Annotated in this window: 11 protein-coding genes; all 11 read right to left on the reverse strand. The window is 32.1% G+C overall.

Going from position 1 to position 12,990, the window contains the following annotated elements:
* Window positions 1–21: 21 nt before the first annotated feature.
* Window positions 22–1,644 carry a chaperonin GroEL gene (gene groL / locus bsdtb5_RS18210; RefSeq protein ID WP_271713387.1) on the reverse strand — a complete coding sequence of 541 codons (1,623 nt, stop codon included), beginning with the start codon at window positions 1,642–1,644 and terminating at the stop codon, window positions 22–24.
* A 95-nt stretch (window positions 1,645–1,739) separates the two neighbouring features.
* Window positions 1,740–2,027, reverse strand: a complete 288-nt coding sequence (locus bsdtb5_RS18215; protein ID WP_271713388.1) for a co-chaperone GroES — start codon at window positions 2,025–2,027, stop codon at window positions 1,740–1,742.
* A 290-nt stretch (window positions 2,028–2,317) separates the two neighbouring features.
* Window positions 2,318–3,199 carry a DNA-3-methyladenine glycosylase family protein gene (locus bsdtb5_RS18220; RefSeq protein WP_271713389.1) on the reverse strand — a complete coding sequence of 294 codons (882 nt, stop codon included), beginning with the start codon at window positions 3,197–3,199 and terminating at the stop codon, window positions 2,318–2,320.
* Window positions 3,200–3,587: 388 nt separating this feature from the next.
* The gene (locus bsdtb5_RS18225) at window positions 3,588–4,217 is read right to left on the reverse strand and encodes a hypothetical protein (RefSeq protein ID WP_271713390.1); all 630 of its coding nucleotides are present in this window, start codon (window positions 4,215–4,217) and stop codon (window positions 3,588–3,590) included.
* 48 nt (window positions 4,218–4,265) lie between these two features.
* Window positions 4,266–5,108: a DUF2225 domain-containing protein gene (locus tag bsdtb5_RS18230; RefSeq protein ID WP_271713391.1), complete on the reverse strand. Its 843-nt coding sequence runs from the start codon at window positions 5,106–5,108 to the stop codon at window positions 4,266–4,268.
* A gap of 10 nt (window positions 5,109–5,118) precedes the next feature.
* On the reverse strand, window positions 5,119–6,801 hold the full coding sequence (locus bsdtb5_RS18235) for a glutamine--tRNA ligase/YqeY domain fusion protein (protein WP_271713392.1): 1,683 nt from the start codon (window positions 6,799–6,801) through the stop codon (window positions 5,119–5,121).
* A 269-nt stretch (window positions 6,802–7,070) separates the two neighbouring features.
* Window positions 7,071–7,634, reverse strand: coding sequence for a cell wall hydrolase (locus bsdtb5_RS18240; protein WP_271713393.1), 564 nt, complete (start codon window positions 7,632–7,634; stop codon window positions 7,071–7,073).
* Window positions 7,635–8,185: 551 nt separating this feature from the next.
* Window positions 8,186–8,611, reverse strand: a complete 426-nt coding sequence (locus tag bsdtb5_RS18245; protein WP_271713394.1) for a hypothetical protein — start codon at window positions 8,609–8,611, stop codon at window positions 8,186–8,188.
* Between the two features lie 216 nt (window positions 8,612–8,827).
* Complete coding sequence (locus bsdtb5_RS18250; RefSeq protein ID WP_271713395.1) at window positions 8,828–11,122, reverse strand: S-layer homology domain-containing protein; 2,295 nt, start codon at window positions 11,120–11,122, stop codon at window positions 8,828–8,830.
* A 345-nt stretch (window positions 11,123–11,467) separates the two neighbouring features.
* A complete protein-coding gene (locus bsdtb5_RS18255; protein WP_271713396.1) occupies window positions 11,468–12,229 on the reverse strand; it encodes a pyridoxamine kinase in 762 nt (253 codons plus the stop codon).
* Window positions 12,230–12,373: 144 nt separating this feature from the next.
* A complete protein-coding gene (locus bsdtb5_RS18260; protein ID WP_271713397.1) occupies window positions 12,374–12,961 on the reverse strand; it encodes a GNAT family N-acetyltransferase in 588 nt (195 codons plus the stop codon).
* Window positions 12,962–12,990 lie beyond the last annotated feature (29 nt).

Genomic DNA, 12,990 nt, shown 5'->3' on the forward strand with positions numbered 1-12,990 from the left:
TAACTATTGCTTAGTAATGAATTACATCATACCCATTCCGCCTGCACCTGCTGGCATAGCTGGAATATCTTCTTTGATTGTTGCAACTACAGATTCTGTTGTTAATAATGTAGATGCTACACTTGTTGCATTTTGAAGAGCACTTCTTGTTACTTTAGCTGGATCTAGGATACCAGAAGCAACCATGTCTACGTATTCCTCTTTTAATGCATCGAAACCATATCCTGGTTTTTGTTCTTTTACTTTGCTAATGATTACAGAACCTTCAAGTCCTGCATTCGCAGAGATGTGGAATAATGGTGCTTCTAATGCTTTTAAGATGATATTAGCACCAGTTTTTTCGTCACCTTCTAAGGAAGCTGCTAATTTTTCTACTTCTTTTGATGCGTGAATATATGCTGATCCACCACCTGAGATAATACCTTCTTCAACAGCTGCTCTTGTAGCTGCTAGTGCATCTTCCATACGAAGTTTAATTTCTTGCATTTCTGTTTCAGTAGCAGCACCTACACGGATGACTGCAACTCCGCCTGCAAGTTTAGCAAGTCTTTCTTGTAATTTTTCTCTATCAAAATCAGAAGTTGTTTCTTCAATTTGTGCTTTGATTTGGTTAATTCTTGAACTAATTGCTTCTTTATCACCTTCACCGTCAACGATGATTGTATTTTCTTTTTGAACTTTAACTGATTTGGCGCGTCCAAGAAGATCCATAGTAGCTTCTTTTAATTCATATCCTAATTCTTCTGAGATTACAGTACCACCAGTTAAGATAGCAAGATCTTCAAGCATTGCTTTTCTTCTATCACCATATCCTGGTGCTTTAACAGCAACTACAGAGAAAGTTCCTCTTAATTTGTTAATAACTAATGTAGATAATGCTTCACCTTCAACATCTTCTGCAACGATTAATAATTTAGAACCAGATTGAACGATTTGCTCAAGAATTGGAAGAATTTCTTGAATGTTAGAAATCTTCTTATCTGTAATAAGGATGTATGGATTCTCAAGGTTAGCTTCCATCTTATCCATATCTGTTGCCATGTATGCTGAGATATATCCACGGTCAAATTGCATACCTTCTACTAGATCTAATTCTGTCTTCATAGTCTTAGATTCTTCGATTGTAATAACACCATCATTTGATACTTTTTCCATCGCATCAGCTACTAATTGACCAACTGTTTCGTCACCAGCTGAGATAGCAGCTACCTTAGCGATTTGATCTTTACCATTAATCTTTGAACTCATAGATGCAATTGCTTCAACAGCAACTTCAGTAGCTTTTCTCATACCTTTTCTTAAGATAATTGGATTAGCACCAGCAGCTAAGTTCTTGATACCTTCATTAATCATTGCTTGAGCTAATACAGTTGCAGTTGTTGTACCATCACCAGCAACATCGTTTGTCTTTGTTGCTACTTCTTTTACAAGTTGTGCACCCATATTTTCAAATTTATCTTCTAACTCAATTTCTTTAGCAATTGTAACACCATCGTTTGTAATTAATGGAGCGCCAAATGATTTATCAAGTACAACGTTTCTTCCTTTTGGTCCTAAAGTTACTCTAACTGTATTTGCTAATTGATTAACACCTGCTTCAAGTGCTTTTCTAGCTTCTGCACCATATTTGATTTCTTTTGCCATCTTTACTTCCTCCTATTAATCTATCCTATTTAAACTTTTCTATCAATCGTTATAACTTCTAAGTAATAAACAATCTAAATCTTTCAATATACGAATTAGTCTTCTACAATTGCTACGATATCATTTTGTTTTACAACCATGAATTCTTCATCTTCTAGTTTTACTTCTGTTCCAGCATATTTGGAGTAGATTACTTTATCTCCAACTTTTACTTGCATTGTTACTTCTTTACCATCTACAACTCCACCTGGTCCAACCGCAATTACTTCTGCTTGTTGAGGTTTTTCTTTTGCTTGACCTGGTAAAACGATTCCTGATTTAGTTGTCTCTTCTGCAACTAATTGTTTTAATACTACTTTGTCTCCTAAAGGTACTAACTTCATTATATTTCCTCCTTATAATTGCCTTTTATTTAATTATTAGCACTCACTCTATTCGAGTGCTAACTGATAGATATATATTAGTAAATTTGCATTTATTATGCAACTATATATAGTTTACAATATAGTCATATATCCTTGTTTATATTATTCATTCTAATATATACTCATTTTATCTCACTAATACTCACTTTATCATATTTTTTCATTATATTAGTTATAAATAATACTATTTATGTTCTTTGATAATATCCTAAACTTTGAAACTCAGATTCCGAGTTTAAAAATTCATATTACTCATAATCAATTATTTTATTATCTCTCGCATAATAGAATAAATATTGTTGTGCATACCCCCCATATTCGCCAAAATGCTCTTTTGCAAACGTTTGTATTTCCTCTTTACTTGTTTCCTTCTTATAATAAATATTTTCCATTATTCTCTTAATCCATACATCAATTGGAAATGAATCTCTTCTAGATAACCCAAAGAGCATAACACAATGAGCTACTTTGGTCCCTACACCTTTGATCTGAAGCAATATTTTTAACGCATCCTCATTATTTTTAGTAGCGATTAATTCATTAGTTACACTTCCATCTATTACTTTCTTACAAGCATCCACAAGATATGGTGCACGAAATCCTACTTTCAATTCACGAAATTCCACTTCACTAAGCTTCCCCAAAGATTCTACTGTTGGAAAACTATAATAACTTTTTCCATTATATTCACCAATCTTTGAACCATACTGCTCTGATAGTTGATTTACAATGTGCTTGATATGAGGAATTTGTTTATTTTGAGATATGATAAAGGTAATTAATATCTCAAAAAAATCTTGGTTTAATAATCTTACACCATATTTCGAAGTGATTGCATCTTCTAGTTTATTATCTTTTAATAATAACCATTCTTTTATCTTTTTATAATCATTATTAAAATCAAAATATTTTTCCCATATATTCTTGTAATCTGATAACGATGTATTATAAAGAATCACGTTCTTCTGAACTTGTTTCACTCTTAGAAGTTTATTCATAGCAACAATGATATATTCGTTATCCAGTAACTTTTCAAATCGAAAACATTGTCCACATTCTAAGGTTTGTCCCAAATCAAAGTCTTCTATTTCTTCTATATATAAATCATTCTCTATTTCTTTTATGATCATTGCTTCTCCTCTTCTAAATACATAAGGATTAGATTATGAAAAGCCTTTCTTAACCTACATTGTGTATATTGATGTATAATTATAAATTTTGGCGTAATCCGGCTGAAAGTAACGTTTATATTTTGTCAAGATTCAAAGTAAAAATAGGAACGTAAGTGAGTAAAGTTTATACATAAACTTTTTGCTTGTTTTGAAGCTTGTAAAAAATATGTTAAGTTTGTTTTGTAAACTTTATTAAAGGAAAGGTAGCCAAAACTTATAATTATACAGCGATATACACTCAGTAAACTAGAATAAGGTTTTTCACTCCCTAATCCAAATCTCCGTGAAAGAAAGGAAGGACCTAAGAAACCTATGTTTCTAAAATCCTTCCTTTAATAACTTGTTTCTATATGGTCTGTTCACTTAATAGATTACTCTTACTGTTTCTATAATTAATTAACTTCCCCTTATAGACCTTCTTTAATTTCGGACACATCCGTATGTCAAATGGCCTTACTAAGCCATAACTTTTATGGAACAAATCAATACCGCTTCTTTCTAATATGTAAGCGATGAACTGCGAACAGAAATAACGATTCTTATCATTAACTGGTATATTCACCATAACTCCTAAGATTCCAAGAAAATTATAGGAGTATTTCTCTTTGTTCTCCTTAAATATCTCAACCTCTTGTTTGATGCGTTCATATTGCTCTTTGGTTACCTTAAGACTGTAAACACTACATGCTGTCTCAACATATTTACCAAATACTCCACGATCAATTTCTTCCTGAATGAATCCAGTAATAAAAGGATTATTCGGTCTTTTTCTTCCAAAGCTGTACATCTCTAATAATTCGGCATCAAATGCAATAGAAGCATGTGCATAGGGTTCTCTTGTGTATAATTTAATTAGCCTAGCAAAATAGGTTCTAGTTTGTGTCAATACGATATAGACCTCTAACTCATTTTCCTTCTTATGTTTGTGTTGAAAATGAGGAAACATTTTTAAATTATTTGAGTTACTCATACCCATATATTCCTTCCTCTTGCATAAACAAAATATCGTGAATGAATCATTATATTATTCTTCACTGTTAAGAAGTGCTTTTATTTCTCTTGCTTTCTCTTTGATTCGTTCATTAGCATTACGTGAAGTAAGTACTCTTGATACCCATCTACCAGATTCATCATGATTTCCAGCACGACGTGCTAATTCAGCTACTAAGTAAGTTACTGTTATTTCATCCATTCCACACATTGGGAACATTTCTTTTGAGAATGCATTTGAAAATCCCTCAAAAGAATTTGTTATTAATTCAAGTTCTTCTTTCGCAAGTTCTGCTTTTACTTGTTCTATATTTTCAGTATTTTCTGGTAAAGTTTCTGCCTTACCTCTTAATAACCATGCTAATTTTAAACAAGTATATGCTCTCTCACTTGTTTTTCCTCTCTTAACAATGGTATTAACTAAGGCAAGCTTATGTTTTGCAATAGCATCATCATAAGATACGATATCTCCCTCTTCTTTTAAACCTTTAAAATTAGTGGAAATCTGTTCTCTTACTAATTTCGCTTGAGGAGAAGTAATCGCATTGAAAAAACGATTGACTGACGCATAACCACAACGTGGACATACTGTGACATCGTATTTTAAAGAATCAACTTCTTGGTATCTTGGACGTAAATCAGTATCTGCTGATACTAATTTTACTTTACCTGTACGAATTGTCTTTGATTTAAATTCATTATCACATACTGGACATACATGTGTCTTATCAAAAAGTAAATCTGTTTCTTTTACTTCATGTACTTCATTTGCAGCGCTATCTGCTTTCGCTTTTTTCGCTGCTTCTTCCTCATAAATGTCCATTTCGCTTAATTTACCTAATCCAAATTGCTCTAATCCTGAAAATAAATTACTCATAACGCCCCTCCTATACTGGCTTATAAGAACTCTTTAGTGATACGATTCTATTAAATACTAGATTGTCTTCTTTTGAGTCCTTAGAATCTACACAGAAATATCCATGTCTTAAAAATTGATAGCTATCAAGTCGTTTTGCTTCCCCAAAACTTGGTTCTAAATAACATTCTTTTAATATATTTAATGAATTTGGATTTAAATTTAATGAACCATCTTCATTATATACTCCTTTTTCTTCATCCACTATATTTTCATATAATCTTACTTCTGCTTTTGTTGCAGTAGTAGCTTCCACCCAGTGAATCGTTCCTTTTACCTTACGTTCATTAAAACCAGATCCACTCTTCGTTGCTTTATCATAAGTACAGTGTACTTCTAAGACATTACCTTGATCATCCGTAATATAATTTTCACATTTCACAAAATATGCATGCATTAATCTTACTTCATTTCCCGGGAATAATCGATAGTATTTTTTTGGTGGTTCCACCATAAAATCTTCTCGTTCGATATAAAGCTCTCTACCAAAAGGAACTTGTCTTGAACCCATTTCAGGATTCTCCTGATTATTTGCTACATCAACATATTCAATTTCACCCTCTGGATAGTTCGTAATTACTAATTTAATTGGATCTAATACTGCCATCATTCTAGGTTTCTTCAACTTAAGATCTTCTCTGATACAGTATTCTAACATTGCATAATCAACAGAACTTTGACTCTTAGATACACCACATAATTCCATAAACATACGAATGGATTCTGGTGTAAATCCTCTTCTTCTAAGCGCGCTAATAGAAACTAGTCTTGGATCATCCCAACCATCTACAATACCGTCGTCTACTAGCTTCTTAATATATCTCTTTCCTGTAATTACATTAGTTAAATATAATTTTGCAAATTCAATTTGTTTTGGTGGATTCTCATATTCTAATTCTGTGACAACCCAATCATACAATGGTCTATGATCTTCGAATTCAAGTGTACAGATCGAATGTGTGATTCCTTCAATCGCATCTTCAATTGGATGTGCAAAATCATACATCGGATAGATACACCAAGTATCTCCTGTGTTATGATGTGTCATTCTTGCAACACGGTAGATAATTGGATCACGCATATTAATGTTTCCAGAAGCCATATCAATCTTCGCTCTTAATACTTTTGAGCCATCTGGGTATTCCCCATTCTTCATATCTTCAAATAATTCTAAGTTCTCATCTATGCTTCTATCTCGATAAGGGCTATTTTTACCTGGTTCTGTTAATGTTCCTCTATATTCTCTGATTTCTTCTGGGGTTAAATCACATACATACGCCTTCCCCTTCTTAATCAGCTTAATTGCTGCTTCATACATTTGTTCAAAGTAATTGGATGCAAAGAATAGACGATCTTCAAAGTCTCCACCAATCCATTTTACATCTTCTATAATGGATTCTACGAATTCTGTTTTCTCCTTCGTTGGGTTGGTATCATCGAATCTTAAATTAAATTTACCGTTATACTTATTGGCTAATCCACTGTTTAATAAAATAGATTTAGCATGTCCAATGTGTAGATATCCATTAGGTTCTGGTGGAAATCTTGTCTGAACAGTCTTACAATGTCCTTCTTCGATGTCTTTGTCTATTATTTGTTCAATAAAGTTCTTTGAAATAACTTCTTTTTCTGATACTAAGTTATCTTTCTCCACAATTACCCTCCTTAAGTCATTTAAAATCGTTTGTATACATCATACCATATAATTGCGTATTATAAAAGTACAGATTTAATTTTTGGAGCTTACCAGTGATGGATAGCTTGATTGGTACAAACTAAAAATAAAAGGACTTATTTCTCTGAAATAAGTCCTTTATGTTATAATAATTTAGTTCATATATTAAAGTATTTCATACCCTAATTTCATAGCAACCTAATGCTACAAATGGGCACTCCTATGTAATCAATCCACATATTTATTAATTAGAAGAAAATATGTGCTCCGATTTTTTTATGATTCGCATGCTTTCTAGCTAAATATTTGGAATATACAGTAAAATGCTTATAACTTCCAATATTATTATTTCCTTCAAGCGCTTCTTTAGCTGCTTTAACACTAAGCTTTTGAGCTTTTGTACTGTAATGACTAAATTTCTTTAATTCTTTTGACAATCTACCATTGTATGCAACTGTAAATTGTACCGACCACTTTCTATCATAAATTACACCCTTAATAGAACTTGGATATGCTTTGTTCTTTACACGGTTTAATACTACATTGGCAACTGCTAGCTTACCAGTATAGGACTGATTACCTGCTTCTGCTTGGATTAAACAAGCTAAGTATTTAAGTTGAGCACTTGTATATGATTTCTTCTTAGACTTAACTGTAACCTTTGCTTTCACTGTACTTGCATTTGCTACACTTGTATCTTTATTTATTGAGTTTTCTGTTGTATTGGTTTCTGCTGCGAATGCATTAATGTAGTTTGTGTTAAAAAGTAATGCAGCCACAAGCATACATATTAATAGCTTCTTCGTTTTCATAATTAATCTCCTTTTAATAACCTTACTTATAGGCTATCTTTGGTAGTTCATATTTGCAGTTAGCATATTACAAACAAGAAATAATTTTCTGTTTTTCAGTAATAATTTCTTAACATTTATTTAATAATTATACCATGTTATTTAAAAAAATCAACCCTTTTGGACTCTTTTTTTATAACAAACTCCTACATTGTTCTTACTTTGTCCAATTTTATTGTTAAATTGTATATACAAAGCCACTTTCCAGTTATCTTATTATCTAATATGTATATCCTATTTTGTTAACAAATTATTTCATACATTTATCTGATAAATTACAAAACTTATATTTGTAAACTTTCACACATTAACTAGTATCTTAAGCTATTCATATCTTACACAATAAACATAATTATATGAATTAGCGACAGAAACCTAGGTTTTATGCTATATTAAAGCAATATCTTTTTAGACTCAGATCTTCCAAAAGCTCTTTCACTCAAAAAACCCTTCCTTGACTTTTATTAGACAAGGAAGGGTTTTCTCGTTATTAATTTATTAATTATTATTTACTAATTAAATTTTATACTATAATATCCAGATGTAGTCTTACTATATTTATACACTTTAATATAATAGGTTCTAGCAGGCATAGCACCTTTTGTAGCATACGTATTGCTTTCTGAATCGTATAAGCTGAATGTACTACCAAACAATATAATTCTACTACTTGCAGGAATAAATTCAAATTTTATTGTATCGCATGATTTTGCTTTCACATCGAAACTTAATTTGCGACTCTTGCTTAATCTTACTTTATACCAATCTACTTTCTTCACACTATCTTCTGATAATACTAATCCTGTCGCAGTTTTACCTTTTGGGATAGTTGTTGCTTTCTTCTTTGAAGCGCTTCCATTTTCTAAAACAGCTGTAAAAGTATAACGCAGCCTATAATCTTTTAAGGATTTTGCAATAATATAATAGGTAAATAGCATGTGGAGTGATGGGTACTGTTACATCTGCCGTTGTAGTTCTTGATTATTAAATTTAAATAATAGGTACCTTTCGATTTAGCGTGAGCACCCATATCATTTTTAAGCGTATCAGCACTAAAAAAACCTGAATACCTATTTTCCCTTTATACACTCCTGTAACATCAGCAGCAAATACATGAATATGCAATTCTATTCCTACAATATTTAGCTAGTTTATTAGTCATTGTTCTCTAAGTTACTTTTTGCTACCGACAAGTTAACAATCATCTTGGCAGCTTCTTCTCTTGTTAGGTAATCGTTTGGTCTAAATTTGTTTCCTTCTACAATACCAAGGGCTTTCGCCAAGGCAACATATCCTAAATATTTGTCTGGGATCTTATTGCTATCTTTAAAATCAGTATGATAGATTTTGGAATAGTTCGCTATTTTCTTAAGGCCTACTTCTGTGATAAGGGTCTTAACTGCATCGATTCGTTTTACTTTTGCAGTACTTTCTGAGGTTGAGGACGATTCTGTTAGATTATCAGTATCTAATATGGATAAAAGCTTCTCAAATTCTGCTTTTGTTATTTTTTGCTCTGGTAAGAATTTACCACCTTCAAAACCTACTCCCATATCTGCTAATAGCTCAATTTCTCTTTTTGCGCTACTTTTTGAAATATCAGAATAGGAATAATTAGTTGCTTCTTTATATTCATCTCCATTCCCATCTAATTGTTTTCCGGTAAATGGTGAGATGAGATTTGGCATTACATCTGCACGATATACTAAACGTACTTCTGGTTTATCGTTTACCGTATTAACTTCATATTTTAGTCCATAACCTTCTTTTGAAATATATTTTTCAAAAGCTTCATCCGCGCTCATAGCACCTTTTTTCGATTCGAATGATAGATTATCTTCCCAATCATAGGAATACTCATATATTTTGCCTGTTACTCCGTCTACTGCACCATAGATTCCATTATATAGGTAGGTAATTCCTTCATTGACTCTCTTATAATTATAGCTATATCCACCATACACTGGATTTTCTTTGGAATAAGCTACAACATAATCATTATTGTCGCTATAGAATTTACTGTTGCTAAAGTAATTTGGTATTTGAGTATTTGCGAACTTTTCAAAGATATCTTTTGCTTGTTCTTTTGTATATTTTACTTTAATATCATCCCATTTATCTTCACCAATATCATAACTATTTGGAACACTTGCTGAGAAAGATAGAACTTTACCAGTCTTTGCATCAACATTTGCATTGGCATATGCTCGATAAGTGTCTTTATCCCCATCTTTTACTGTTCTAGGATCTGTAAAATTGATGTTCCATATATATTGATGGCTTTGTTTTGAAGAATTCTGTTCGTATTTCATAAGAGTTGCTGTTGCTTTCTTCAAATTTGAATCAATATATAAAGAATCGCAGCTAGTCACTTTACTTACTGCCTCTTTTTTAGTAAGCAATCCTTCTAATTCTTTAATACTACTGATTTCATTAGGAGTTAATGTTACACCCTCATCCGCTTTCGATGACTCTTTCTTTGAGTCGCTTAAAGTTTGCTTATTTTCGCTATTATCAACTGTCCATGTGCTATTTGTCTTATAAATCAATCCTGTTTTCGCATCAACAGATAAGTAACTAAGATCTGGCTGATATGCTAAGAATACTCTTGACTTTGTAAAACCATTTAAATCAATACGATATGCAATATAATATGAAAGTACCATCTTAAGCTGATCTTTCATCCTATCTGCCGCTTGCTCCTTGGTTAACTTCACATCTTTACTAGGAATACTTACATTATAAAGCCAATTAATTGATGCTCCTGCAACCTTTTTGGTCTCAGAATTAACAGCTACTGTCACTGTATTATCTGGCATCGGAATTCCATTTTCCACTCTTTGATAAGAATACGTGTACTGCCCGCTATACGCTCCATCTAAAGACGAAGATAGATATTCTATTTTTCCCGATACACTAGGAGCTATTATCTTAATAAAATCATCTGCTATGGATTTTAATTCACTTTTTAAATATTTTGGAGCTCTATCTCTTTGTGTCTGTGATGAATTTTCGTAATTAATGATATTTCCATTCGTATCACAAGTCACAGTAATCATATCTTTATCATTAATTGTATTTTTATTATCGCTCCAGGTCAGATACCATTCTCCTGAATTGATAGAACTCTCGTTAAAAGAATGACTAAACTCACTTAACGACTTTGGTATTGTTATTTTTGATTTTACTATCTTAACAACTTTCTCTAGTGCGGTAGAACTTGGCTCCTCATCGGATACCGTAATGGAAGTTCCTGTCACTACGCTTCCTAACTTTCCTTGTGTCATAGCACTATTGGTTAAGTAACTCTTTGTGTTTAGACTTGTTACTTGCATTGCCTGTGCATTGATAGGTATCATACTAACACTTAAGCATAATGCTAGGATAGTACTGGCTTTTCTCTTACTTGTTTTCCTCTTGTTAATTTCCATTCTTTTTTTCTTCTTCATGCTTATCATCCTTTCGATTCATAATTAATTTTTAACTATCTATCATTTTTATAAAGGTTCCTAAAACATACTTTTATAGCTATTCTGAAAATAATGTTAGATTCATTCTTATTTCATAGCTATAACTTACTTTTTTCTTCCTAGTTCCATATTTTTTATAAGTAAGTCTAACTATGAAATACTGAATGTTCTATCTTCCACATAATTAATACTATTGAGATACGGAAAGGTTGCATGAAAAAGAAAATTTTTTATATAAGTGTGAAAGAGCGTTGAAGCTAAAGAGAAGTATCAATTACATCTTTAATTCAATAAAGTAGATAGTTTCGTAATCACCTAATTTATTTATAGAATTGAAAGAAACTCTTCAAAGCATATTCCATTTCGTGGCGGAATATTCATCTGATTGGTGTACGTTATCGCTTGATTTAAAAATTCTACTGCTTTCTGAACCGATACGATAAAACTCTCTCCCTTTGTGACACCTCCAGCCACTATAGAAGAAAATACGTCTCCAGTTCCAGCACGATTCTCACCTATCTTTTCTATAATGATAGATCTTGGTTCCTTCCCTTTTTCATAAACATAATTCTGTATTCTATTCTGATATTCAATTCCTGTAATAACAATCTTGTCCGGTCCCATAACAGATATACGCGTGGCAATATCAAAAAGTTCATGCTCCTCATGCTTTCCAAAATGGTAAGATTGGTTTAACAGTTGATAACATTCTGTAAGATTCGGAGTTATGATATCCACAAAAGGGAGCAAATCTATTAACTTATTCCACATGCTAGGGTTCGTAATAGAGTATAGCTTACCATGGTCACCCATAATCGGATCTAAGATAACTACAGTATCTTGCTTTTTAAAATATCTCACAAAGTCGATAATCATATCCACTTGTTCTAAGGAAGCTATAAAACCTATATAAATCGCATCGAATTCTAGATGAATGTCTTTCCAATGGTTAATGTACGCTTCCATATGTTTCGTATAATCATCTATATAGTATCCTGGAAACGCAGCATTGGTTGATAATATTGCTGTTGGCAAGATACAACCTTCTATCTTCATTGCTGATATAATAGGTAATGAAACGGTCAACGCGCATCTTCCATGTCCAGATAGATCATTAATTAATGCTATTCGTTTGATAATAATCCTCCTATCTTTATACTCTACCTTTTATGGGGTTAGAGCTTTAAATCCTTTTTTTCGTACTGAGATAGACTTTTAACTCTCTATCTTTTATAAACTCATACATATATTATTTTCAAAAAATTCAAAACCAAATAGTGCTTGATAGATTGCTTGAAGTTCAAGGTATACTTGTCTTTCTTCCAGTTCTTTTCCTAGTTCAAGAGTCATAATTAGATATTCATCTGTAAGAACTCGACTCTGAATATTGCTCATCTTAAATCCATTTTTAAGATAAAAGGCAATTCTGCGATTGCGAACCTCCTTCTTTTTCTCATCCATTTCAACCTCTGGATTCTCTACTTCAATGATAACGGACTCATATCTACCTTGTAATTCTCTCTTAATCGTTTCCACAATAGAACTTCCTAGTCCTTTCGAACGATGCTTATCTATGACTGCAAAATAGTCCATGAGTAGTCCTCCATTTTCCTTTGCTTTCGTCATAAATGCATATCCTAAAGGTTCTAAGTTACGAAAGAATCCGTAACTAATGTATTTACCTTGCCCAGTGGATTCCTCAATGATATCATATGGTTTAACTTCACTTTCTGGGAAATCATGAATTAGGTATGTTTGATAAAAATTGTATTGCTCTTCTTCTTTTAACTCTTTCATCGTTATGTTATTATTTTCCATTTTTCTTATCCTCTTGTATTCTTGGTAAA

The sequence above is a fragment of the Anaeromicropila herbilytica genome, assembly GCF_016591975.1.
In the GTDB taxonomy this organism is placed as follows: domain Bacteria; phylum Bacillota; class Clostridia; order Lachnospirales; family Lachnospiraceae; genus Anaeromicropila; species Anaeromicropila herbilytica.